Consider the following 24,093-nt stretch of genomic DNA (forward strand, 5'->3'; position numbering starts at 1 on the left):
GTTCGACAGTGGGCTTGGCTGCCTCCTCGGGGGACGGGCCGGTGACAAAGTCCCGGCGAAGCCTGCCCAGGAGTGCGCCACCGGTCCGAACGGGCTCTCCGTCACCCATTGGAGGTGCCCGCCCACAGGCTGGCGAAAGCCGCCCAAATGGCTATATAAGGCGCACAACCGCGCAAATCAGCGATCAGTTCACGCCGCGCACGGTCCCGTCCGAATCGGAGGCAACATGCCTGCCGTGGGGGATTCGGCAGGTCGTGCCCGTCAGCGGCCGACGGTCAGGTCCGGCCCTGTGCCGCGCGGCACGTCATGCTTCGACGTGCCCCTCCGACGGCACGCTTACGCGGAGCCCTGTGAAGCGGACAGCCAGGCGCGGTAGCGGCGCAGGGCCCGCCGCTGCCTGCGTCGTTCGGAGATGAGGGCGATCGCCGGGTGCGTGCGGGGCCTGGGGTGCCTTCCGCGGGCGAGGCGGCGCATTTGGTGGCGAACCTGTGCCATGCCGGCGGCCGAGGCGAGGGCCTTGTGGGCCCAAGTCACCGGCCGCAGCTGGTCGTCGGCCTCGCGGCCGCGGCGCCACCGGTCCGGCAGGTCCGGGGTGACGGCGAGGGCGGTACCCATACCGATGATCGCCACACCGCTGTCGAGGACCCTGTCGGCGGTCTCGCGGCGGGTGATGCCGCCGGTGAGCATCAGTGGCAGCGGGCTGGACTTGACCAGGTCTTTCGCCAGGTCGAGGAAGTACGCCTCGCGGGCCTGGGTGCGCGCGTCGGCGGGGCGGCCCGACATCGCGGGGCTTTCGTAGCTGCCGCCGGACAGTTCGACCAGGTCGACGCCGAGCGGTGCGAGCATCTCGATGACCTGGCGTGCGTCGTCGGCGTCGAAGCCGCCGCGCTGGAAGTCGGCGGAGTTGAGCTTCACCGCGACGGCGAAGGACGGGGAGACGGCGGCGCGCACCGCGCGGACGACGCCCAGCAGCATCCGGGCCCGGTTCTCCAGCGACCCACCCCACTGGTCGGTGCGCTTGTTGACCAGGGGGGACAGGAACTGCGACAGCAGGTAGCCGTGTGCGGCGTGGATCTCGACGCCGTCGAAGCCGGCCTGTTCGGCGCGCTGGGCGGTGACGGCGTACCGGGTCACGGTGGCATGGATCTGCTCGGGGGTCATGGCGACGGGCTTGCCGAAGCGGCTGCTGTGCTTGCCCAGGTCGACGGCGACTGCGGACGGGCCCCACACGACGCCGGGCATGTCCGACCCGATCTGGCGGCCGGGGTGGTTGATCTGCATCCAGATCGCCCCGCCGCCGGACTTGCCGGCCTTGGCCCACTCGATGAACGGCTCCAGCGGCGCGGCCTCGTCGAGTACCACGCCGGCGGGGTCGGTCAGCGCCTCGGCGTGGATCATGACGTTGCCGGTGATGAGCAGTCCGGTGCCGCCTTTCGCCCAGCGTCGGTACAGCCCGATCAGCTCTTTGCCTGGGAGCTGGCCGTCGCCGGCCATGTTCTCTTCCATGGCGGCCTTGGCGATCCGGTTTTTCAGTACCTGGCCGGAGCGCAGGGGTAGGGGCGAGTACAGCTCGCTGGTCATCTGAGTTCCCCTCTCGATCTCAATCGCTTACGATGTATGCAGTGTTCACATTAGGGCAGCAATGTAAGCAAGGTAAACATCGGGGAGTGTGACCTATGTCGCGAGTGAGCGGCACCTATCACCACGGCGATCTGCGCGCCGCGTGCCTGCGTGCCGCGCGGGAACTGCTGGAGGAGGACGGCAGCGCAGGGCTGTCCCTGCGGGCGGTGGCACGGCGGGCCGGCGTGTCGGCGACGGCTCCCTACCGCCACTACGCGGACCGCGACGCGCTCGTCTCTGCGGTCGCCGCGCAGGGCTACCGCGAACTCGCCGAACATCTGGCCGCGGCGCATCCCTCGCCCACGACTTCCGACGAGCTCGCGGCGGTCGCCGTCGCCTACGTCCGCTTCGCCCTGGAGCGCCCGGCGCTCTTCCGGGTGATGTTCGCGGAGCCCTGCGACCCGACCAGCGAGGAACGGGTCGCCGCCACCACCGCCATCTCGGAATACGTCCGAGGTATCGTCCGCAGCGCCTTCCCCGGCGCCGACGCGGAGGCGCTGTCGACCACGGTGTGGGCCCTCGTCCACGGCCTGGCGTTCCTGCACCTCGACGGCAAGCTCGACGCCTCCACCTCCGACGTGGTCGCCGACCAGGTCCGCGCCGCCGTCCATGTACTGTTCACCGCACCTGCGGCGACGTCGCGGGCGAGTAATCCCACCCCTGGTCAGTGAGCGTTTTCAGTGTTGGCGCTTCAGGGTGAGGACTGCGGCGGAGATTGACGACAGGCGGCTGGGGCTGCAACGAGCCCGGCGGAAACCGCAAGGACTTCAGCCTCGTGACGCTTTGTTCGACTGGCGCCCGCGCTGCTGACAAGGCTCGATTGACCGTCCGTTGGGTCGCGTCGAGGTCCTGGTGCGGGAGCCGTCTGACCGGCGTGGTCACCCAGGGGGCGGCGCCGTCCGAGTCGAGGATCAGGCCGGTGTGACGAGCCGCTGCGGGCACCTTCAGGCGCTGGGCGGCCTGGTCTCCGTCGTACTCGGTTCGTCGCATGAGATCGCCTCTTGCTCGTTCGCCGGAAACGCCGGACAGGACATGACGGCGCAGACCCTCCTTGGTCGACAGCAGCCCGAGCGCGGCGTGCTCCTGGTGGTGGACGTGCCGGCGCTCCGCGAGAGCCCGGTCGGTGAACAGGGCGAGTCACCGCGCCGTCTCTGCGGTCAGGCCAACCGATCCGGGCGGGGATGCGCTCTTGCTGTCAGCCCCCGGGGGAGAGGGTGTCGATCGTGAAACCACTCATGGACAAACTAGGACTAAAGCGTAGGACCATGAACGAATCGGGCGCCGTTTGTCGGTGGCCGTCAGGCCGCGGACAAAGGGTGGCTTCACACGGTGGCTCCGGCCCGCGCACGGTCACGGCACTCAGCAACTGACGCGTGGTCCGGACGCGTAGGCCAGCAGATCGGACCAGTGGTGGGTTCGGCTGGCCTGGCAGATGCGTTCGGCTGTCCGCTCCGGGTCCAGGCTCCATACTCGTCGATCGCCGATGGTGCCGGTGGTCGCGAGGGAGCGCCCGTCCGGGCTCAAGGCTGTGGAATTGATGCTGCCGGTGTCGCCGTCAAGGACAGCGAGTGTCCGGGCCGTATCCACCTGCCACAGCCTTATCGTGCGGTCGTAGCTGCCAGTGATCAACGTACGCCCGTCCGGCGTGAAGGAGACTCCCGAGACGATGTCGGTGTGCCCGCGGAGCACAGCGATGCTGCGATGACTGGCCGCGCTCCACAGCCGTACGGTCCGATCTCTGCCGGTCGACGCAAGTACTCTGCCGTTCGGGCTGAATGCCACCGCGCTGACGGTGTCGGAGTGCCCCCGGAGCACGGCGATGCCGCGGTGGCCGGCCACGCTCCACAGCCGCACGGTGCGGTCGTCGCCGGCTGTGACAAGAGTCCTGCTGTCGGGGCTGAAGGTCAGGGTGAACACCCCGTTGGTGTGCCCGCGAAGTACGGCGATCGCCCTGCGCGCGGCGACGTCCCACAAGCGCACCGTGCCATCGTAGGACCCGGTGGCGAGCGTGCGGCCGTCGGGGCTGAACGCCACCGCGAGGATCATGTGCGTGTGTCCGGTGAGGGTGGCGGTCTGCCGGTGTGTCGCCGTATCCCACAGACGAAGGGTGTGGTCGTAGCCTCCGGTGGCGAGCGTGCGGCCGTCGGGGCTGAAGGCCATCCCCCACACAGCGAGGCTTGCTTTCCAGGCAGCGGTCTGATGGTGTCTGGAAAGATCCCAGAGCTGCACCGTCCCGTCGGAGAAGGCGGTGGCGAGGGTGTGGCCGTCCGGGCTGAAGGCGACCCGGTAGGCCGCCGAGGAGTCGCCGAGGGTGGCGGTCTGCTTGCGGGTCGCGGCGTTCCACAACCGTGCTGTCGGAGCATCGGGATCACTGTGGCCCGTCGCGAGAGTTCGGCCGTCCGGGCTGAACGCCACCACGGCGGAGCTCTCCGGCAAGGCGCCGATCGTTCGGCGTTTGCGGGTGTCCCAGAGGTTGACGCCGACCAGGCCGGCGGTGGCCACGCTCCGGCCGTCCGGCGAGAAGGCGACAGCAGTCAGCGAGTCTCCACTGTGCTCCAAGACGGCGAGCGGTCGTGCCGTCGTGACGCTCCACAGTCTGGCCGTTCCGTCGTCACTGCCGGCCGCCACGGTGCGTCCGCTCGGTGAGAAGGACACCGCGCGGACAGCGTCCTTGCATCCGGTGAGGGTGGCGGTGACACGCCGGGACGCCATGGACCACAGGTGCACTGTGTGATCTGTGCCTGCGGTGGCCAGGGTGGCGCCGTCCGGTGAGAAGGCCATGGCGAGGACGGCTCCGGTGTGCGGGTTGAGAACGGATGCCGTCCGCCGCGTAGCCGTGTCCCACAGCCTGACGGTCCCGTCGGAACTCCCGGTGGCCAGGATGTGCCCGCCTGGACCAAACGCCACGGCATTCACGGTGTTGGTGTGCCCGGTCAACGTGGCGGTCTCTCGCTGTGTGCTCGTGTCCCAGAGTTTGACGCTGTGGTCGGCGCTTGCGCTGGCGAGCATCCGGCCGTCCGGGCTGAACGCCACCGCGGTGACGGCGTCGGTGTGCCCGGCCAGCGTTGACATCAGCTGGTGGCTGCTGGTGTCCCAGAGTTTCACGCTGTGGTCGGCGCTTGCGGTGGCGAGTATGCGGCCGTCCGGGCTGAACGCCAGCGCCTGGATGGGCGCGGTGTGGCCGGTCAGCTGGTTGGCCGTGTATCTGGCGTAGGCGCTGAGCAGACTGCCGCGGGCCTCGACCGTGGGCGCCGTGTGAAAGCCCTTGAGGGCCAGCATCATGGCTGCTTCCGGTAATCGGGGCAGCACTGCCTCCGACCGGGCTGCCAGTTCCCGGGACTGGGCGACGTCCCGCTGCTGATCGCTGGTTCGGCTCTGCTGCCAGGCGAGCAGGCCTGCGGTGGTGGCGAGGGCCAGAAGGACGGACAGGGTCACGGTGAGGATCCGCAGGCGCCGGGTGGTGCGCGCCGACGCCCGGCGCTCCTGGTCGCGTGCGGTGAGGCTGGCGGTGAGGAAGGCGCACTCCATGGCCGTCAGATCCTGTGCCCGCAGCTGCTCATGGGCGGCGGTCAGGCGGGTGCCGCGATACAGGGCGCCGGGGTCGCGGCCCAGTTCCTCCCAGGCCTGAGCCGCTTCCGTCAGCCGCCGGTGCAGAAGCAGACACTCGCGGTCCTCCTCGATCCATCCGCGCAGTCGCGGCCAGGCCGTGAGCAGTGTCTCGTGCGCAAGATCGACGACATCGTCGTCCACGACAATCAGCCGGGCCTGGATGAGGCGTTCCAGGACCACGGCCGTGTCGGTCGAATCGCCGATGTCGAAGTCCGCTCGCCGAGTAGGCCGACGCGTGTCAGGACTTCCCTGCCCCGGGGTGGTGAGGCGCAACAGGACGCGTCGCGCAAGGGCAGCCTGGGCCGGGCTGAAGCGCGTGTAGACGTCTTCGGCGGTACGGGCCACGGCGGCCTGCAGACCGCCGATGGCGTCGTAGGCATCCAGCGTCAGGACGCGTCCCTTGCGGCGATGCCACGTCTCCAGCAGGGCATGAGACATCAACGGAAGCGCACCCGATTCGTCTTCGACGTCGTCCAGGATGCGGGCGGTCAGGGCGCGTTCCACGATCAGCCCCGCGCTCTGGGCCGGTCTGACAACGGCTTCCCGTAACTCCTCCCGGCTCAACGGGCCTGCCAGCACAGTCCCCTCCTGCAACGCGTCCGCCAGTGCGGCGTGTTCGGCGCAACGGCCGAGGAAATCGGCCCGCACGGCGACAACGACACGCATCCGGCTCGCCGGATCGCACGCGGTCAGAAGATGGTCGATGAACTGCTCACGTTCGGCCGAGACGGAACACAGGGTGTAGAGCTCCTCGAACTGGTCCACGATCAACCACGTATCGCCGCTCCCATCGGCCGGAACCAGACGCTGGGCGTGGGTTCGCATCGGATGTTCGCCGGGAGTGAGAACACGTACGGCGGCCGGCCGCGGACCGACAAGGTCAGCCGAGCGCAGACGGGGGATGAGACCGGCCCGCAGCAGCGATGACTTGCCACTGCCGGACGCGCCGAACACCCCGACGAACCGGCGGGAGGACGTGAGATCGACCAGCCGGTCGGTGAGCCGATCACGACCGAAGAACAATCCGGCATCCCTGGGCTCGAACCGGGCGAGCCCACGGTAAGGACCCGGCTGATCTCCGTCCTTCGGCCGGGAATTCAGCTCCTGCGCCACCGCGCGCCAACGCCGCTCCCACGTGGCCGCATCCGCGCCACACGCTCGAACGTAAGCGACAACCACCTCCAGGCTCGGCAACTGTTCCCCCGTCGCCGCCCGTGACAGCGTCGCCACCGAGTAGCCCGCGCGCTGCGCCATATCCCGGTAAGTCAGCCCGCCCGCCTCCTGACGCAGCTTGCGCAACTCGAAAGCGAACAACTGCACTGGGCCCGCCGCCGGGTCCAGTGCCCTTTCCCGACGTCCCATCCCCATCCCCCCACAGGCAGCGCGACGATGAGGTCAACCTTGGCATCACCGCGCGTCGACCACACCCATGACCAGCGTGTTCCAGCCGAACACCGGCCCCGGTTTATCGACCCGGGCGTTTGTTTCACGTGACGACAGGGGCCTGCGCAACAACGAGCCGGCCCGGAAACCTGGTGCCTGGTCGACGCGCCGGGCAACGTCTCGGGCGGCGACCCTCCATCTCTCTGCCCGGGCGCCAACGCCAACAGCGCTCGCGCCCGGCTGATCCGCATCGGAGGCTTGCATGCCGTCCCTGCTCACACGCGCCGCATTGCTCACCAGCACAGCCCTTCTCGGCGCCGGCGGCCTGATCGCCGGCGCCCCGTCCGCCAACGCCGCACCGGCCCAGCCCAACCACTTCACCTGCGCCTACACCGACGCCGAGCCGACGCTCTCCTACGGCTCTACGGGTACCGCCGTCAAGCAGGCCCAGTGCCAGCTCAACAGCGTCCTGGACCGCCTGGTCACCGTCGACGGCAGCTTCGGCCCGGGCACGAAGAGCGCCACCATCGCCTTCCAGCAGTGCGCCGGGCTCGCCGCCGACGGCATCATCGGTCCCAACACCTGGGCCGCGCTGGACTACTGGTGGTGGAACGACATCGACTGCCACAAGTGACCTAAGACAGGGGGCTTGAGGCCGACCGCCGAAGCAGCCGGCCTCAAGCTCACTGCATTCAAGACGGTGCCACCTGAAGTACGACGGGGGCATTCATCAACCCATCATGCGCGGCGGCGTCTTCCCCGACGCCGACCGCGTCCGGCCCATGTCGCCTTGCGACCGTACCGTCATTGCTGTGTCCGGACGCGCAGAGCTCGGACGGACCAGTGGAGCACCGGAGCCAGACTCTTCGGGGCCGGCCAGCCGTTGACCACTGCGAGCAGCTGGAGGCCGTACGTCTGGCCCTTGAGCATCTTGATCCGGTTGACATGGCCTTCGACCGCGCCATAGCTCCAGGGCAGGGTCAGTCCGGCGGTGACGGCGTCGATGTCGCGGTCGATGCCGGCGGCGGGGGTGCGGAAGCTGCGCAGGTCGTCCTGTCGGACGGCGTCGAGCCAGACCGGGAGCAGCTGGCCCCGACGGTCGGTGAGCATGGTCGCGGGACCGGACGTGCCGGGTCAGGGCGTCGAGCTCGGGGCACTGAGTACGGACGGTCTTGAGCTGGAGTTGTTCGGGCTCGGTGAGTGTTTCCGGGCGGCTGAAGATCCATCCGGAGACCGCTCGGGGCGACGGCGGCCGGGCGGTCACCGGCCGCGGTGAGGTGCGCTTCTTGCGCAGGTAGGCGCGGACGCGCTGACAGCTACCTTTATAGGCGAGCGGCACGATCTCCTCCCACAGCTTCCACGCGTTGGTGGAGCCCTCGTTCCAGCGTTCGTCCAGGTAGGGCTTGTAGTCGTCGAGGACCGAGGCCCGGTTCTGCCACTGGCCGGTAAACAGGTCCTCCGGCTTCGCGGCGTCGGCGAACCGTTTGACGGTGTGCCAGGCCATGCCGAAGCCGCCTCTGGACCGAAGGCAGGTTGTGTCCTGCCTCCAGGAGTGCGTGGACGGCGGCGTGCCGGGCCCGGGTGCGGTCGGCGAACCGATGCCCTGTCGGCCAGGGCGAGCCGGACGGTTCTTCTTCCGGGGCGGGCTCAGGCTCTGATTCCGAGGCCGCCGGGGCAAGGGCTCGCAGGCAGCGGCGGTGCCGGGCGACGGCCCGTGCGGCGGCCTCGCTCAGGTTGCGCCAGAGGTGCCACCGGTCCGCGACCTGGACGGCCTGCGGGGCGCCGGCGGAGGCGCCCTCGGCGAAGAACGGCGCACGGGCGCGGCAGACGACCTCGATGCCCGGCCGTTCGGCGAGCCAGGCCACCAGGCTAGACGCCTTCCGGTCCGGCAGCAGATCGACGGGTCGACGGGTCTCGACGCCGACGAGGACGGTGCCGTAGTGGCGGCCCTTGCGGGTGGCGTACTCGTCGACGCCGACCACCCTCGGCGCGGGGAACTCGGGTTCGGGAAGATCATCCACCAGCCGAAGCACCGTGCTTCGGCTGACGGACACCCCGAGAACGCGGCCGATGCGGGCCCCGCTCGGCCCGCGAGAGGCAGGCCGACCGCGGCCAGGGTGAGCAACCGCTCGGTCCGCTGACCGTGCCGACGTATGAGGCCGGGTATCTGCCTCCAGATCCGCCGCATCGAGCCGCGCGAGGCCACCGCGGCGGGCTCGGACGCGGAGTGCCGCGAGGAGGGCTTCCGGTGAACTCCGCCGCCGCGTGACCCTCGTCCACCGGGGTCCTCTCGGAAGACCAGGTCAGTCCGTGCCCCCGATGGCCTGGAGGCGGCGCAGGGCCAGGATCAGATTGCCGCTGCCGAAGGTCGCGAGCGCGGCGACGCCCCACAGGGTCGCCGCGACACCGGCCCGGTCCAGCACGGCGCCCGCGGCCAGGAAGCCCAGCGGCCCGGTCAGGGTGCTGATCGTGACCACGGCCTGCAACACCTTGGGCCCGAAGCCGTCCGGCAGCCGGGCGGAGAGCAGGCCCATCAGCGGCGCGTTCGCCAGGGGCGCGGCGGCCGATGACAGGCCGACGGCGGCGACGAGCACGCTGGCCGGCACGGGCACCAGGAGCGTCCACAGGGGCAGAGCGACGCAGGCCAGGGCCGTACAGGCGAGTCGTACGGGGGCGACCCGTGCTGCCAGCACATACGCGGCCACCGAGCCCACCAGGCCACCGGCGCCATCGGCGGCGATCAGCAGGCCGCCGACCCTGGCGTTCCCCTCGAACCGGGCGAACGCCAGCACCGGCATGGTGATCATCAAGGTTCGCAGCACCAGCCCGAATACCAGGGTGGACAGCATCGCCCGGCTCAGGAACCAGTCGCCGCACAGATGCCGCACCCCCGCCCACAGGCCGCGGGGCCCGGCCGCGGACCCTCCGGCCCCGCCACCCCCTGCCGGGACGCGGCGCAGCAGCAGCAACCCGGAGAAGGCGAACGTGGCCGCGTCCAGCCACACCACCGATGTGGTCCCCATCAGCGGGATCAGCGCCCCCGCGAGCGCCGGTCCGGCGAACGCCGAGCCGTTCTGCACACCTGCCAGCGCGCTGTTGGCGCGGGCCAGAGAGCGGGCGTGCGGGCTCAGCAGTTCCATCGCCAGCACCCGCTGTGCCGCGTGGTACGGAACGGCCAGCGCCCCGAGCGCCGCGACGATCGCCACGAGGGCGGCCAGATTGAGCGCGCCCAGGGTCTGCAGCAGCGGGATCAGCGCCACCACCGGAGCGCGGGCGAGATCGGAGACGACCATGGTCCGGCGGGCGCCCAGGCGTTGGATGACCTCTCCGCCCGCGAAGCCGAGCAGCGCCATGGGCAGCGCCTGGGCCGCGAAGACCAGGCCCGCCCGGGTGGCCGAGCCGGTGGTCTCCAGCACCAGCCAGGGCAGCGCGAGCATGGTCATCTGGGTGCCCAACGCCGTTACCGCGCCCGCGACATAGACCGCCGTCAGCGCACGGCTCGGCCTGCCACCCGCTGTGCCGTTCGGCGCTCCGCCGGGTGGGACGGGGGCTGTGCCGGGCCGGGTCGCCGCGATCGTCATCGGGTCGCCCCTTTCTCCTTGGTGGGTCGGGACCATGTGGTCGCCCCCGCACCCTGTCGCCCGCCCACCGTCCGGTGCCAGGGAAGGAACGGCGGTGGCTCACTGTCGGTGCCGCTGCGCTTTCTTCCCTGCCACGCAGCCAGCCCGTTCGGCAGTGTGAAGACCGTCGGAGCCCACCGCAGCCAAGGCCACCGGCGGCGGAAGCGGACACCAACGAAGGGAGGACGGCGATGAGCGGCGGTATCGGAACGGCAGTGCACGTCCCGTCCTTCGCCGCCCGCGACGGACGGCGAGCGGTCGAGACCCGGTATGTGGACGGTCTCCCGCAGATCGTGGCCTGGGATCTGACGACGGGTCAGCGCCGCCAGGTGACCACCGCACCGCTGGGTGTGGAGACCGCCGCCATCGAGCCGGACGGCCACGGCCTGTGGTGGTTCGACGCCGCTCCCGGCGGTCAAGGCCGCTGGCTGCGCGGGCCGTTCGAGGGCGGCCACCCGCGCCCGGCGCTCGACGGCGTACCCGCCGGGCGGATGCACGGCCTGGCCTTCGACCCTCGCAGTGGCCTCGCCGCCGTCGGCGTCGGGGTCGCGGACCGCTCGCGGTACTACCTCGGCCGACCGGGCGAGCGCGCCCGCCTGGTGGCCGAGGAGCCCGGCTATGCGCCAGTGGTGGGCCTGGCCCCCGGCGGCCGACTGCTGGCCACCGCGGGGTGCCCGGCCGGGCCGGCCGCGGTCCGGCTGCGGTCACCGGCCTCCGGCGCCCTCGTGGACGCCATCCCCGGCGCAGCGGGGGACGGCGACGGCGGCGCGGTGTGGGCGCTGGGCTTCCGCCCGGACCTCACCACCGCACGGCCGGAACTGCTGCTCGTCCTCGAACGCGCGGGCCGCTACACCCTGGCCTTCTGGCGGCAGGGCGAGGGGATCCGCACGCACGGTCCCGGCTCCGCCCTCGACTTCGATACGGAGATCACCGCCTGCTGGTACGGGCCCGGCCGCACGGCGCTGGTCCAGCAGGACCGGGCGGGACGCAGCCGCCTGCTCCGCGCCGACCTCGACCGCGGTACGACGACGGTGCTTCCCACGCCCGAGGGCACGATCATCGACTTCTCCTGCGCACCCGACCGCACGGTCCACTGCCTGTGGAGCCGCGACGGCGAACCGCCCCGGCCACTGATCTGCCCCCCGGAAAGCCCGGAAAGCCCGGAAAGTGCGGAGCACCCGGAACCCCCGGAACGTCCCGCCCGCTCCGGTCACTCCGGCCGCTCCACGACGGCGTCACGCGGCACGGGCCCCGGCGGAACGACCGGATCCAGGCGCCGCGAGCTGTGGACACGTCGGCCGTACGGGCAGATCCACAGCTTTGTGGCCACCCCGCCCGGCCGCGGGGCGGGCCACCGCCCCTGGCCGACGGTCTTCCTCGTCCACGGCGGGCCCCACACCCACGACCGAGACGCCTATGACGCCCGGACCGAGGACCTGGTCCGGGTCGGATTCGCCGTGGTGCGCACCAACTACCGCGGCTCGACGGGCTATGGCCCCCGCTGGCGGGACGACTTCGGCCACCGGGTCGGCCTCGCCCAGCTCGAAGACCTCGCCGCGGTGCGCGGCCACCTCATCGACGCGGGAATCTCGGAGCCGGGCCGTACCGGCCTGTGCGGCTACTCCTGGGGCGGCTATCTGACGCTGCTGGCGATGGGCGTCCAGCCCCGGCTGTGGGACGTGGGACTGGCCGTCGCCCCGGTGGCCGACTACACGGCGGCGTACCGGGCGACGACGCCGGCGCTGCGGGAGGTCGACGACCGCCTCTTCGGCGGCACCCCCGAGCAGGTGCCACACCGCTATCGCGCGGCCTGCCCGATGACCTATGTGGGCCGCGTACGCGGCCCGCTCTTCCTCGCCGCCTCGGCGGACGACGAGAAGTGCCCTCCGGAACAGATCGAGCGCTATCTCGCCGCGCTGCGGCGCCGCGACGTCCCGCATCGCGTCCGGTGGCTCGGCGGCGGACACGACGTGGGCCGTGATCCAGCCGGATACGCCGCCGCCTGGGCCGCCATGGTGCGCTACGCCGACGACACGCTGCGCGCCTCCCCCAGAACCGCCGACCGCCGCAACAGCGGGCGGACCGGCTCGCACCACCCCGTCCACCACACCGAAGAAAGGTCAACCCCATGAAGCGTCACGGACTGCGCGTCGACCCCATCAGCGCCACCGAGCGGGAGCGCGGCCTCATCATTCCGCCGAACACCCATGCCGCCCTGGACCAGGCGGTCCCGGTCCAGCCGAACGGCCCGGCGCGGACCTGCACCACCCGCATGAAGAAGAACACGGAGAAGAACACGGAGAAGAAGTCGCCTCTGCAGTGAGCCCAAGCAGCGCCGTAGCGGGGTGCCACGCCCGGCACCCCGCCGCGGCGCCGGCCGTGCCGGTGAGGACAGGAAAACATCATGACCACAGCTACGGCAGCGACGACAGCACCCCGGACGACCAGTCCCCGGCCGGACAAGCACCAGCCGGACAGGCCCGAGACGACGGAACCGCGCCAGAACCCGCCGACGTTCCTCAGCGACCCGTACCCGACCCTGGCCAGGATGCGGCAATCTGCCCCGGTCTCCGTGCTGCACGGCGACGGCGGCCTGCGGCTGTGGATCATCCCGCGCTACGTCGATGTCCGGGCCGCGCTCTTCGACCGCCGCTTCGCGCAGGATATGCGGCGCGCCCAGGCCCTGGCCGACAACCGGGTCGAGGGCGTCAACCTGGGCACCGAGATCACCCATATGCTCAGCAGCGATCCGCCCGACCACACCCGCCTCCGCCGCGTGGTCCAGGCGGCGTTCAGCCGCAAGCGGGTCGAGGCGATGCGGCCGATGGTCGAGCGCATCACCCTCGAACTCCTCGACGGGCTGGACGCGGCAGCCGCGCGCCACACGACCCGCACCACCACCGCCACGGTGGACCTGGTACGTGACTTCGCCTTCCCGCTGCCGATCCTCGTAGTCTGCGAACTGCTCGGCTTCCCGCCCGAGGACCGCGACCTCTACCGGAAGTGGTCGACCGCCATCGTCACCCAGGAGGGCGACCACGCGGCGTTCCGGCGAGCCGTCCAGGAGATGGGCTCGTACGTCCTGGACATCGCCGACCGGCGCATCCGCCGCAACGACCGTCCCGCCGATCTGCTCACCGAGCTGCTGGCGGCCCGCGAGCGCGGGGAGCTGACGGACGACGAGATCGTGGGCATGGTCGCCCTGCTGCTGATCGGCGGGCATGAGACCACCGTGAACCTGCTGAGCACCTCCTGCCTCGCGCTGCTGCGCGATCCCGGCCAGGCCGCCTGGCTGCGCGCCGATCTCACCCGGATGCCCAGGGCCGTCGAGGAGTTCCTGCGCTACGACTCCCCCATCTGTATGGCCACCACCCGCTTCACCACCGAGCCGGTGAACGTCGGCGGGGTGGAGATCCCGCAGGACGAGTTCGTGCTGCTGTCCCTCGGCGCGGCCAACCGCGACCCGGCGCGCTTCCAGGACCCCGACCGCCTCATCCTCGACCGCCGGGACGCCGGCCATCTCGCCTTCGGCGGTGGCATCCACCGCTGCCTCGGTGCCCTGCTCGGCAAGCTGGAGACCGAGATCGCGCTCAGCGCGCTCCTCGCCCGCTTCCCCGGAACGACCCTGGCCTGCCAGGAGCGCGACCTGCGCTGGCGCAACACGATGATGCTGCGCGGCTTGGAGGCGCTGCCCCTCACCCTGCGCCGCTGACCCCCGCCCCTGACCCTGCCGCCCTCCCCGCCTCCCGCACCGCCGCGGCCTGGGCCGGGTTGGTCAAGGTGATCGTCACGGCCGATGAGGAGGTCGCCGCTGCTTTGTTCACGACTTCCGGCTCTGGCACAGGTTCTGTGGTGCGGCCACGTTGCGTGAGCGGATCACTCCGGGGTTGACCGATCCCGATGACGGGGACGAGCCCCGGGTTAGGCTCCCGCCTCGGCTGCAGACCTCGTGCCAAGGAAATGCTTCGCTGCCTCAACCGCTTCTCCGCTGAGTTCCTCGATGGAGACTCCCCAGCTCTCCTCCCAGCCGTCTAGGTTGTGCGCGCAGTGCACAAGGGGTTGCAGCTCTTCGGGGTAGCCGAGGTCATAGGCGATGTCTGCCCAGATGAGGTGAGTGCCGACGGTGGGATCCAGGGATCCGTCGGCGATCTGACCGGCGATCCAATAGGCCATCGCCCACTTTTGCGGCCCTGGGGTCTGCGGGCCGGTGGAAGAGCAGTCCCAGCTCCTCCAGTACTTGGTCGAAGAGCTCCGGCGCTTCGGGCTCTTCGCTCCGGAGGAGTCCGGCCAGCATGGCCAGGGACGGGATCTCGACCCCAGCAATCAGCGCGTCTAGACCTGACTGAATGAGCCGGTCCGACCCGACATGCCTGCCGAATGCCCGCTCACGCGCGATGTGTCTGAACTGATCGAGGGCGTCGTCGCTGGTCATCAAGGTCTTCTCCGTCGGCATTTGGGATGGGAAGGCTTGCACATCCGCTGGTGCAGCTGCCATCGAGTTCCTCCCGTCGTCGATGACCAGGACATGAGGACGCGCTTCCGCAGGAGGGCGCAGCCTGCCCGGCCGAACATCTGGCGCTTGAGCATCTTGATCCGGTTGACATGCCCTTTGACGACGCCTGAGCTCCAGGGCAGAGTCAGGCCGGCGATGAGCGCGTCGCGGTCTCGGTCGATGCCAGCGGCAAGGGTGTGGAGGCTGGGCAGGTCGTTCTGCCGGACGGCGTCGAGCCAGTCGGGCAGGCGCTCGCCCTGGCGCTCGGTGAGCATGGCCGCGAAGGAGCGGACGTGCCCGGTGAGGGCGTCGAGTTCGGAGCAATAGGTCCGGACGGCCTTGAGCTGAAGTTGCTCGGTCTCGGCGAGGGTGCCCGGACGGCGGAGGATCCATCCAGCGACGGTCCGGAGGAGGGCGCCCGGGCGGTCACCGGCCGCGGTGAGGTGCGCTTGTCGTGCAGGTAGGCGCGAACGCGCTGGTAGCTGCCCTGTGCATCGCACCGACGATGCCGGGCATACCCTCCACTCGGTGGGCCAACCGAGTGGAGCCCGCCGGCCAGAGTGGTTACGGGCCGGCCAAACAGTTCACTGCTTTGCCGCCGGTTTCATCCCCTGTCGCAGCATCCCTGTCCACAGGCGGAAGCGGCCGGCCCGGTCGAGGACTTCGTGGGCCGCGAGCAGACCGCCGGTAAGGGCGCCGAGGAAACCGCCGGCCAGGCAGTCCTGGCCGGCGAGGTAAAGGCCCTCGATCTCGGTGCGCGGGCGCAACCAGTCCGCGCTGCCTGGGTGGTGGCCGTCGCCGAAGGCCGTCACATCCTTGGCCAGCCCGTACAGACTGCCATCGGGCCAGCCGGTGAAATGCTGAGCGGTCAGCGGAGTGCCGAGTTCGTGATAGGTCACCCGGCCCCTGGTGCGCGGCAGCTGCTGGTACAGCCCTTCGAGCAGGTCGGCCGTGATCTCGGCTTTGAGTGCCAGATAAGCGGGGTCTCGGTGCCGCCACCGTGACGCGCGGAACGGTTCGAACAGTTCAGGCCGCACGTAAGCGAGGATCTCACCGGTCGACCGTCCGGGATACCGGGTGGACCAGGTCGGATCCTTGGCACAGGAGAAGGAGAGGAACAGCCCGCTGGTGCGTTGCTCTGCTCCGTCGAAGAAGGCGTCGCAGTCACCGTCGGTCACCATCAGGTTGTGACGCGGCAGCCCGAGTTCCGCCGAGTCGCCGTCGAGGCCGAGGAAAAGCAGCACGAACGGGAACCCGCGCCGCATTCCGGCCAACCGCCCGCCGTCGGCCGAATGACCGGGCAGCAGAGTGCCGAACGTGTTCTGGGCGCCCGCCGCGCTGACGACCACCGGGGCCCGCACGCGCGTGCCGTTCGCCAGGACGACGCCCGACGCCCGCGGTCCGTCCACGTCAATCCGGGCCACCGGCGCCCGCACGAACACCTCACCGCCCGCCGCCCTGATCGGCTGGAGCATCGCCCGCGCGATGGCGGCGCTGCCTCCCACCGGATACCAGGCGCCGGTACGGAAGTGCTCGAACAGCACCGCCACCATGAAGAACGGCAGGCGTGCGGTGGAGTCGGCCAGCAGCAGCGCGCTCTGGGTGAGCACCGCCTGCCGCAGCCGCTCGTCGCCGATCAGCCCGCTCACCACCTCCCTGGCCGGCCGCAACGCCTGCGCTGGCACGGCCGCCGACCGAAGCACCCGGGCCAGACGCCGGACCACCGGGCCGGACAGCCGCCCCAGCGCGAGCACCGGCAGCACCGCACGGCAGCGCTCGATCAACGTGAACAGCGCCTCGATCCCGTCCCGTTCGGCAGGGAAGCGCGCGATCAGCCCGGCCCGGTAGGCCGCCAGGCCGACCGGCGCGCGATACACCTCGCCGGCCAGACGGAACTCGTCATACGGGTCACCCAACGGCGCCCAGGCGAGTGTGCCGTCGGTCAGGTAGTCCGAGAGGACCCGCACGGGCTCACGTGCCGCCAACTGGCCGACGTAATGGATTCCGACATCCCACTCCCAGCCCTGCCGCCGGTAAGCATGGGTGTAGCCGCCGGCCGTGTAGTGCTGCTCGAACACCGCGACGCGACGACCCTGCCGCGCCAGGCACACCGCCGTGGTCAGGCCGCCGGCCCCGGAGCCGATCACCACCGCGTCGTACTCGGCCGCCACCTCGGCCCTGGCCAGCGGCCGGCCGACCAGAACGCTCCCCACCATGCCCACCACCGTCGCAGCCGCTCTTCCGTGCCCGGAGTAACGAGCCGAGAACAGCCTCGTCACGGCGGTGCAGACACGCCGGACGTGCGAGGGCCGAGACCTGGGAGGCCGACGAGCCGGGCACCTACACCGAGGTGGTGCGCAACAGGGCGGCCAGCAAGTGCCTGGAGCCGGTGTCCGCGGGCCCGCAGCGCGGCACCACCATTGTGGTCCGCACCTGCAACGGGTCGGACCTGCAGAAGTGGATCACTGCGGGAGAGAAGGTGAACGGCCAGTTCACCGGCTGGTGGATGTGGCGGCCGAAAGTGAACCGGAACCTGGCCATCGCCCTCAACCGGTACAACGACGGCAGCTGGGACACCCTCCACCTCGACACCGCCTACCCCAGCTCGGACCGCTTGTGGCACGTCGGACCCAACGACAGCCCCTGGCGCGACTGACGGCCCTCCCCGACGTTTGCTGATGTGCCAGGCGCCCTCGAGGCGGCCGGGGTGCCGGGGGAGGAGCGACCGCGGCCGGCCGGCCGTAGTCCCCGTCCCCCGGCACCGGGACTGGACGCGGGGCCGACTGCCCTTCTGCGCCCTGTCCGCCCTCGCGGCCCTGCCCTGACCATCGTCCCCGCCGAGCACGCCCACGCCGCCAACGGAAGCATCTTTCCGTGCGCGCTGCAGGGCCAGGGAACCACGGTCAACGCGGGCCAGAACCCACTACGGCCAGGCCCGGGTGGGCTACCGGAAGGCCTCGCCTGCGTGTGCTGGCACTGCGAGTTGTTCAACGACGCCAAGGGGCTCGGCTTCGTCCGGCAGGACGACGGCGTCCGGACGTGTTCGTCCGCTTCCGCGCCGGGGGACGGCGTCAAGTCGCGTCGGCCGAGGGCCAGGCGATGGAGCCGAAGTAGCCCAGGGCGCCAAGGGATCGCCGGCCGGGGCGCGGTCGAGGACAGCGGCCCTACTTTCCGGCGACCACCGGGGCGCCCGACAGTTCCACGCCTGCCTGCCGGAGTTCTTCGCAGGCCTGCCTGATGGTGTCGTGGTTCACGCCGGCGGTCAGGTCCAGCAGCACCTGGGTGGCGAACCCGGCCGAGGCTGCGTCCAGGGCGGTGGCCTTCACACAGTGGTCGGTGGCGATACCGACCACATCGACCGCGGTGACCCCCTGCGCCCGCAGCCACGCCGCCAGTCCTGTCCCGTCCTCGGCGGCGCCTTCGAACCCGCTGTAGGCGGCCGCGTAGGCGCCCTTGTAGAAGACGGCGTCGACCGCCCCGGCTTCCACCGCGGGGATGAAGTTCGGATGGAAGCCGGAGCCTTGCGTGCCGGCCACACAGTGCACCGGCCACGACGTCCTGAAGTCGGGGGTGTCGGAGAAATGGTCACCCGGGTCGATGTGATGGTCCCGCGTCGCCACCACATGCGTATACCCGGCCTCGGTTGCACGTCCGACCAGGTCACAGGCCTTCACAGCGATCTCGGCCCCGCCGGCCACGGCGACTCTGCCGCCCTCGCAGAAATCGTTCTGCACGTCCACCACGATCAGCGCACGTCCCATGCCACTGCACTCCAATCCGCTCTCCAGTACAAGGTCATCTGCGACAAGCTCTGCTGAAACGGGGACTTCCTTCCACCGCCCGGCCCGTGGCAACCGGAACGATCGGCTGAACAGCGCAGGCGCGCGCCGCATCAGGCAGCAGCCAAGAAGGCCACGCGCAGCACCGGCATGAACCTGTCGAGCAGTGGGTCACCCGCCACGCAGACGGCGGGTGCGCGGCAGTGATCACCGGTCCGAACCGCCGCTGCCCCGGTGTGCCCCCACCGCGTTCGAGCCGGCCGGTGGCGTCTCGCCGGGCGAGCACCCCATGTGGGACCGGGCCCTCGCCTTCCTCGACCGAGACCTGGCGGTGCCCCTTCCTGAGCAGGAGCCCCTGCAACTGCTGGCCATTCCGCCCCACGACGTGGACGAGCCAGAGAACGTCTACGTCGCTCTGGCCAACGGCCAGTGGCACGGTAATCACCTGTACCCGGACTCGGCGGACGACCCAGTCTCCGCGCTCGCGATCGTCGCCGACGCCGCGCAGGATACCGTCACCGAGTGTCTGTGGCAGGCGTGGCCTCTGTGTGCCGAGCATGGCCTGGGGATGCATGTGCGGGATGCGGACGGGCAACTGTCCTGGTGGTGCGCGGGAGAGCGGTCGCGTCGCGGACCGGCCCATATCCGTGCGGCCGTGGGCGCGCTTGACACCATCGTTCGCCCACGTCGCCCCCATCACTAGAGGCGGCGGGCGAGTCAACGTCTCGCTGTGCCAAGGGCGTTGGACGCGACGTGACGGCGTCGTCGCATCGTGTCCTCACCGGCCTTCGACACCGTCGACTCGGCATGCTGACCGGAAGTGACCTCGTATCAGGGCGGGTCCATGCCGGGTTCTCATTCCTCAAGGCGGCGCAGCGCTTCCATGGCCTCGCGCTCCAGCCGGGAGAGTTCGCCGAGGACAGAGCCGGCCTGGACGAGGTACCGCGCATCGCCCGACTGACCAGCCGTCGTGATCAGTGCTGCTGCTTCCGTCCACAGACCTGCCGCCTCGCTGTACAGCGTGTGTCCGGTGCGCAGGTGGCTGCTGTCGAGCAGCTCGGCGCATTCGGCGAGGAAGTCGCGGTAGAGATTTCGGAACAGGGCGCCGCCGGTGCCGGCCTTCTCCATCAGCAGGGCGGCCTGTGGCAGGTCCCGCTCCGCGTTGTCGGTGCGCTGCAGCCATGTGCGCACCAGCCTGCCGGCCTTCTCGACACCACGGTGACCGAGATTGGCGATGGGCGGGTTGAGGAAGGCGTTCGCGCAGGCGGTGATCGCGGGGACGAGCTGCCCCTGCGGGGCGGGCAGGTTCCTTGGAACGTTGAGACGGAAGGAGCGGTGCTTGGCGGTCATCGGGCCGCGTGCGGCCCGCGCCCGGGCAAGGCTGGTCAGACTGGTGGCGACCGCTCCGCCTTGCTGGTCGGTGTCCACCAGGTAGGCATTGCGGTCGTCGTAGCCGTACATGGCGACGACGTGGCCGCCGAAGTGGACCTTCGAACCGAAGTAGTCCAGGTAGCAGCTGTCGAGCTGGAGTCCGACGGGATGGCCGGCGTCAACAGCGGCCGCCACGGTGTCCCATGCCTTGCGTGGGGAGGTGGTCTCCTGGACCAGGAGCTCCAACCCGAGCCTCGCTGCCAGGTTTCTGGTGAGATCGAAAGGCTTGACCCGTCCCCCGAGGAAGGGAAAGCCCATGTTCTTGCCGTCCCAGTAGACGAAGGACAGACCGGAGCCGAGACCGAACAGCATGGGCTCGGACAGATCAAGGCCCTGGTGCCTCAGCAACACCCCCAAGGCCGTCGTCTCGCAGTGCTGCGCACCGCGGGCTTCGATGTCGATCACCGTGGTCATGCCGTGCTCTCCTGGACCGGGATGACCACTCGGGTCATCAGTTCTTCTCGCGGTGCCTCTCCCGGGCCGACGAGATACGCCTCGCGCACGGGTGCTCGCGGGCGTAATCCGCGCTCGTGGATGGCGGCGAAGAGCGCGTTGTAGGCCAAAGGCAGCTGTGCGTACGGCCCGATGTGCGTCGTCTCGGCAACGAGCCCGCCAGGCAGGACCTCGAATTCCACGCCGGGCGTGCCTTCCCCCGCCGCGGTCTGTGCTCCGACGGCGATCTCCATCCGCTCTTGCAGGTCCAGCGGGTACAGCCCCCACAGCGGTGGCTCCCACCCGATTCCAGCCTTGCCGAGCGCGGGCAACAGCCGCCCCACGCACTCCTCGACGCCGGTCGCGATCTCCGCGGAGGCGACTGCGCGCACCACCGCCAGCCGTCGCTCCGGCTCTTCGCCCAGCACCACCTCATAGCCGGGCAGGCCGCCCTCTGCCAGGCGTTCAAGCATCTCCAGCCGGGCTCGATCCCTGCTGATCCGCTCGGCCAGCCGGTCCCGCTCGCCGCGCAGAATCCCTGCCCGGAGCTCAGGTCCCGCAGCCAGCACTCGGGTGATCACGGCCAGGGAGAGATCAATGTCGCGCAGCAGGGCGATGGTCAGGGCATCACGTGCCTGTTCCGCCGCGTAGTAGCGGTATCCGGATCCGGCGTCCACACGGACGGGAGCCAGCAGACCCATGTCGTCGTAATGCCGTAGCTGCTTCACGCTGAGGCGGCACAGCCGGGCGAAGCGCCCGATGGTGAGAAGTTCGTCTTGCACGCCCCCATGGTGGACTCTCCCACGGTGGGAGAGTCCAGCGCGGCTCCGGAGTGCGTCGCGACCGCAGCGGGGAGTAGGAGAACCTCGGCACCTGTGCGTCACCGAGGCGCAGCAGGCTGCCCTGCGCGTAGAACCCGGCGGTGTACTCCGTCTCGAAGGCCGTCGGGAGCATCACCTGCGACACCACCTGGGCGAACCAGCCGAATCTGTCTGCGGCCGGTACGTCTGCCGCCGTCATCCCCTGCCACGCCATCGGCCCCCGCCCCTTCTGATGCACTCAGCCGGGCCCCTGTGCCGCCCGGTTGCGGGCAGCGTCGCAGAGGGTGCATGAACGCGCCAAAGCAGACACGACGGCCGGTTCGCCTCGCCCGCAGCGCTCTGCCGGACGATGCACGCGTCGTTCGGAAAGACTGCACGCACAGCACACAGGCCCGGTACGCGCCCGCCTAGGCTTCCTTGTGCAGTACGGCCGTCCGGCCCACGTGAGAAAAAAAGGGGGGGAGCCCTGATGGTTCGTCGCATCGTCACCATGGCCGTCGCGGTGGTGCTTCCGTTGAACGCCGCGGGCGAGGCATTCGCAGGGAACGTCACCAACTGCCCCTAACGTAGATGAGGAGAGATTCGATGCGACGTGTTGCAGCGCTGGCCGTTGCGACACTTGCCGCGCTGGTGTTGAGCAGCGTCACGGCTGCCGAGGCATTCGCGGGAACCATCGGCAGCTGTCCGTAACACCTCCACCACCATGCGAGCCCTGTGGCGGTAGCCCGCCGAGTGCTCGGCGGACGGCCGCTCGTCATGGGGCCGTCCGCAGTCGGGCTGCCTCCCAGAAGGGCGCCGATGGACTGGCCTCCGATGCGCATCCCGCCTGGTGAGTAACCGCGCCCCCGTCGTGGCGGAAAACCCCGGTGGGGGCGCGGTCATGTCTCGCGTCCTCGGGAACCTCGTCGGGGTACTCGTGCGTGCGACGGAGCGGTAGCGGGTGCAGGGGTGCTCGGCATTGACCCTGGTCTTCAGTATGAGTTCGGCGGCGAGGACCCAGGCATGGTCCCGGCTCGGCCGGGGTGCCGCCACCGCCCACTCGGCCGCCAGGCGCAGCTTCCACCTGCCGGTGGTCGGCGCCCCACAGCGGAACTGGCACGAAGCCTGCGCCTGCCACACTGGCCTTTACGCCCATAACCGGCAGGCACCGCACACACGATGGGGGTTCTCCTTGCCGCGCTCCGCCTGGCCCCTACTTCAGGGCCGCACCCGCCCCTTGAAGATGAAGGAGTGGGGCGACCTGACCGTCATGGACCCCGACACCGGCGCACAATCGCACGGCCGCGGGCTCCTTGCAGCGGGGGAGGACTGGCTGCACATCGACGCCGGCAGCGCCCTGGAGAACCCCCTCGTCACCCTCTACGCCGGAGCGGACCCGGGGACGGAAGAGGGCTGGGACGAGGTCGAAGAGACCACCGTGATCTCCACGACCGGCTTCCTGGCCCTGTGCGACAGCGGGTGCGAACCGGTCCGCAAGCAGAACCTCGCCACCGCGGGGCCCGGCCCCTACCTGGTCCGCGTCCACGCCAGCGACCGATCGACGGACGGCAAAGAGCCCCGCTTCCTCGTCCAGATCATCCCCGGCGACCGCACCGGCGCCGAACCCGCGTCGGCGGCCCCCACGATCGAGGAGGCCGCCGGCCCTCTCCTGGTCCGCACGTCCTACGACCAGCCGGAATCGTGGGCACGCCTGCTCCAGACCCTCGAAGGCGGCTCGGAGCACTACGAGTCGATCACCGTCATCGACAACCCGATCTATACGGGCTTCGCGGCAGACCAGTTCCAGGCGCGGATCAGCCGCGACGAGGAGGACTGGCCCGCCAGCACCCTCCTCCTCATCGCCGACGAGCGGACCCTGACCTCCGGCGAGGAGTTGCCGCTGCTGGCCGTGAACAACCTGCCTGGCGAGGACGACGACCCGTTCAGGATCACCCTCGCCGCAGTCGGCTCCTTCATCGTCAACATGGAATTGGGCAACACGAGCTTCGGTGACTGGAGTCGCGGCGGCGACGCCGACGGCGTCTACCGGGGACAGCACCGCTGACAGCGCCTGGACGGTGGCCAGGGCCCCACAGCGGCATCGGCACGCCGCTCACCGGGCGTTCCCGGGTGGGCGGCGTGCCGCGTGATGCGGAGAGGCAGGATTCGAACCTGCGTGGACCCTCACGGACCCGACCTCGAGACGTGCTCGCTGGTCCCCGATCAACCACTCCGGGCACCTCTCCTCGCTCCCGACTCCGGTGTTCTGCGGGGTCGTTCACGTGGAAGAGAGTGGCACGGGCCGCTGACGGGGGACTGACATGACAGGAACAGGGCGGATCTGCTCACGTTGCTGAACGTCCTGGTCGGCGCGAACTGCAGAGCCGCCCGGGTGGACCGGCGAGGGCCACCGGCCGCTTCATCCGGCAAGGTCCCGCCACGCCGCGGTGGTGTGCTGCATGACCCGGCCGCCCGGTCCGCACCCCGGCCGAGTGCTCCAGCAGCGCGGGCCACCTCGGCAGCGGTGTCGCCGCACAGGCCGCGCAAGTGCACCAACTGCTCCCACGCCCCCTCGCCTAGGGCCTCTCGTCTGGATCATGCCGGGCTCGCGGGGCCTGGCACGCACATCTGCGGCGTTGTCGTCGGTCGCCAACTCCCCCACGCTCGGCTTCGCTCGCGCGGGGGCACCCCCATCGCGTTGACTCCCTCCTCCGCCTTGCATCTGCACGCACCAGACCCCGCTCCCTGATCCGGCCTGATCCAAACGAAAGACCCTAGCTGCCCGGGACTCATGCCCCGCGGAACCACGCCAGCGGGCGATAGGATGCGCTGTCGATCTGCACATGACAGATCAGCGACTCACCGTCCGGGGGACTTCAACGTGAGACCACGCCTGCTCATCTCCACATCGGTCGCGGCCGGCTTTC

At 70.4% G+C, this 24,093-nt stretch carries 17 protein-coding genes and 4 pseudogenes; 8 read left to right on the forward strand and 13 right to left on the reverse strand.

Features of this window, described 5'->3' with window-relative positions; all coding sequences use genetic code 11:
- Nucleotides 1-336: 336 nt before the first annotated feature.
- Complete coding sequence (locus HZZ00_RS18170; protein WP_180333175.1) at nt 337-1,581, reverse strand: NADH:flavin oxidoreductase/NADH oxidase family protein; 1,245 nt, start codon at nt 1,579-1,581, stop codon at nt 337-339.
- Nucleotides 1,582-1,676: 95 nt separating this feature from the next.
- On the opposite strand from HZZ00_RS18170, the gene HZZ00_RS18175 reads away from it, so the two are divergent.
- Nucleotides 1,677-2,291, forward strand: a complete 615-nt coding sequence (locus HZZ00_RS18175) for a TetR/AcrR family transcriptional regulator (protein ID WP_180333176.1) — start codon at nt 1,677-1,679, stop codon at nt 2,289-2,291.
- A gap of 6 nt (nt 2,292-2,297) precedes the next feature.
- On the opposite strand, the pseudogene HZZ00_RS38430 reads toward HZZ00_RS18175, so the two are convergent.
- Both HZZ00_RS38430 and HZZ00_RS18180 read right to left on the reverse strand, forming a co-directional pair.
- A pseudogene (locus HZZ00_RS38430) lies at nt 2,298-2,517 on the reverse strand (transposase family protein); the annotation flags it as partial.
- Between the two features lie 462 nt (nt 2,518-2,979).
- Entirely contained in the window at nt 2,980-6,549 is a 3,570-nt protein-coding gene (locus HZZ00_RS18180; RefSeq protein ID WP_180333177.1) for a helix-turn-helix domain-containing protein, read from the reverse strand.
- Nucleotides 6,550-6,874: 325 nt separating this feature from the next.
- Here HZZ00_RS18180 and HZZ00_RS18185 point away from each other — a divergent pair, with 325 nt between their 5' ends.
- Nucleotides 6,875-7,246, forward strand: a complete 372-nt coding sequence (locus HZZ00_RS18185) for a peptidoglycan-binding protein (protein ID WP_180333178.1) — start codon at nt 6,875-6,877, stop codon at nt 7,244-7,246.
- A gap of 170 nt (nt 7,247-7,416) precedes the next feature.
- Here the strand turns inward: HZZ00_RS18185 and HZZ00_RS39195 are convergent.
- The 3 genes and pseudogenes from HZZ00_RS39195 to HZZ00_RS18200 form a co-directional block, all read right to left on the reverse strand.
- A pseudogene (locus HZZ00_RS39195) lies at nt 7,417-7,518 on the reverse strand (MerR family transcriptional regulator); the annotation flags it as partial.
- Between the two features lie 416 nt (nt 7,519-7,934).
- Nucleotides 7,935-8,666: a transposase gene (locus tag HZZ00_RS18195; RefSeq protein WP_306856179.1), complete on the reverse strand. Its 732-nt coding sequence runs from the start codon at nt 8,664-8,666 to the stop codon at nt 7,935-7,937.
- Between the two features lie 249 nt (nt 8,667-8,915).
- A complete protein-coding gene (locus tag HZZ00_RS18200) occupies nt 8,916-10,067 on the reverse strand; it encodes an MFS transporter (RefSeq protein ID WP_257585873.1) in 1,152 nt (383 codons plus the stop codon).
- A gap of 356 nt (nt 10,068-10,423) precedes the next feature.
- Between HZZ00_RS18200 and HZZ00_RS18205 the strand changes: the two genes are divergently transcribed.
- The 3 genes from HZZ00_RS18205 to HZZ00_RS18215 all read left to right on the forward strand — a co-directional run bounded on the left by HZZ00_RS18205 (nt 10,424) and on the right by HZZ00_RS18215 (nt 13,944).
- The gene (locus HZZ00_RS18205) at nt 10,424-12,364 is read left to right on the forward strand and encodes a prolyl oligopeptidase family serine peptidase (protein WP_180333182.1); all 1,941 of its coding nucleotides are present in this window, start codon (nt 10,424-10,426) and stop codon (nt 12,362-12,364) included.
- Nucleotides 12,361-12,555, forward strand: a complete 195-nt coding sequence (locus HZZ00_RS18210; RefSeq protein WP_180333183.1) for a hypothetical protein — start codon at nt 12,361-12,363, stop codon at nt 12,553-12,555. The genes HZZ00_RS18205 and HZZ00_RS18210 overlap by 4 nt, the downstream gene beginning before the upstream one ends.
- A 225-nt stretch (nt 12,556-12,780) precedes the next feature.
- Entirely contained in the window at nt 12,781-13,944 is a 1,164-nt protein-coding gene (locus HZZ00_RS18215; RefSeq protein WP_180333184.1) for a cytochrome P450, read from the forward strand.
- Nucleotides 13,945-14,153: 209 nt separating this feature from the next.
- Here the strand turns inward: HZZ00_RS18215 and HZZ00_RS38440 are convergent, their stop codons facing one another.
- The 3 genes and pseudogenes from HZZ00_RS38440 to HZZ00_RS18230 all read right to left on the reverse strand — a co-directional run bounded on the left by HZZ00_RS38440 (nt 14,154) and on the right by HZZ00_RS18230 (nt 16,940).
- Nucleotides 14,154-14,405 (reverse strand): hypothetical protein, encoded by a 252-nt coding sequence (locus tag HZZ00_RS38440; RefSeq protein WP_257585874.1) that lies wholly within the window; start codon nt 14,403-14,405, stop codon nt 14,154-14,156.
- Between the two features lie 354 nt (nt 14,406-14,759).
- Nucleotides 14,760-15,224 (reverse strand): annotated as a pseudogene (locus HZZ00_RS18225) (transposase); the annotation flags it as partial.
- Nucleotides 15,225-15,308: 84 nt separating this feature from the next.
- A complete protein-coding gene (locus HZZ00_RS18230; RefSeq protein WP_180333186.1) occupies nt 15,309-16,940 on the reverse strand; it encodes an NAD(P)/FAD-dependent oxidoreductase in 1,632 nt (543 codons plus the stop codon).
- A 137-nt stretch (nt 16,941-17,077) separates the two neighbouring features.
- On the opposite strand from HZZ00_RS18230, the gene HZZ00_RS18235 reads away from it, so the two are divergent.
- On the forward strand, nt 17,078-17,380 hold the full coding sequence (locus HZZ00_RS18235) for an RICIN domain-containing protein (protein ID WP_180333187.1): 303 nt from the start codon (nt 17,078-17,080) through the stop codon (nt 17,378-17,380).
- 508 nt (nt 17,381-17,888) lie between these two features.
- On the opposite strand, the gene HZZ00_RS18240 is transcribed toward HZZ00_RS18235, so the two are convergent.
- Complete coding sequence (locus HZZ00_RS18240; protein WP_180333579.1) at nt 17,889-18,485, reverse strand: isochorismatase family protein; 597 nt, start codon at nt 18,483-18,485, stop codon at nt 17,889-17,891.
- Nucleotides 18,486-18,696: 211 nt separating this feature from the next.
- On the opposite strand from HZZ00_RS18240, the gene HZZ00_RS18245 reads away from it, so the two are divergent.
- Nucleotides 18,697-19,206 carry a hypothetical protein gene (locus tag HZZ00_RS18245; RefSeq protein ID WP_257585875.1) on the forward strand — a complete coding sequence of 170 codons (510 nt, stop codon included), beginning with the start codon at nt 18,697-18,699 and terminating at the stop codon, nt 19,204-19,206.
- Nucleotides 19,207-19,358: 152 nt separating this feature from the next.
- Here the strand turns inward: HZZ00_RS18245 and HZZ00_RS18250 are convergent, their stop codons facing one another.
- Nucleotides 19,359-20,348, reverse strand: a complete 990-nt coding sequence (locus HZZ00_RS18250; RefSeq protein WP_180333188.1) for a BtrH N-terminal domain-containing protein — start codon at nt 20,346-20,348, stop codon at nt 19,359-19,361.
- Nucleotides 20,345-21,148 carry a MerR family transcriptional regulator gene (locus tag HZZ00_RS18255; protein WP_180333189.1) on the reverse strand — a complete coding sequence of 268 codons (804 nt, stop codon included), beginning with the start codon at nt 21,146-21,148 and terminating at the stop codon, nt 20,345-20,347. Before HZZ00_RS18255 ends, HZZ00_RS18250 begins: the two co-directional genes overlap by 4 nt.
- 1,261 nt (nt 21,149-22,409) lie before the next feature.
- On the opposite strand from HZZ00_RS18255, the gene HZZ00_RS18260 reads away from it, so the two are divergent.
- Nucleotides 22,410-23,231, forward strand: coding sequence for a hypothetical protein (locus tag HZZ00_RS18260; protein ID WP_374028551.1), 822 nt, complete (start codon nt 22,410-22,412; stop codon nt 23,229-23,231).
- 87 nt (nt 23,232-23,318) lie between these two features.
- Here the strand turns inward: HZZ00_RS18260 and HZZ00_RS18265 are convergent.
- Nucleotides 23,319-23,412, reverse strand: a pseudogene (locus tag HZZ00_RS18265).
- Nucleotides 23,413-24,093 lie beyond the last annotated feature (681 nt).

The organism is Streptomyces sp. NEAU-sy36 (assembly GCF_013423905.1).
GTDB lineage: Bacteria > Actinomycetota > Actinomycetes > Streptomycetales > Streptomycetaceae > Streptomyces > Streptomyces misionensis.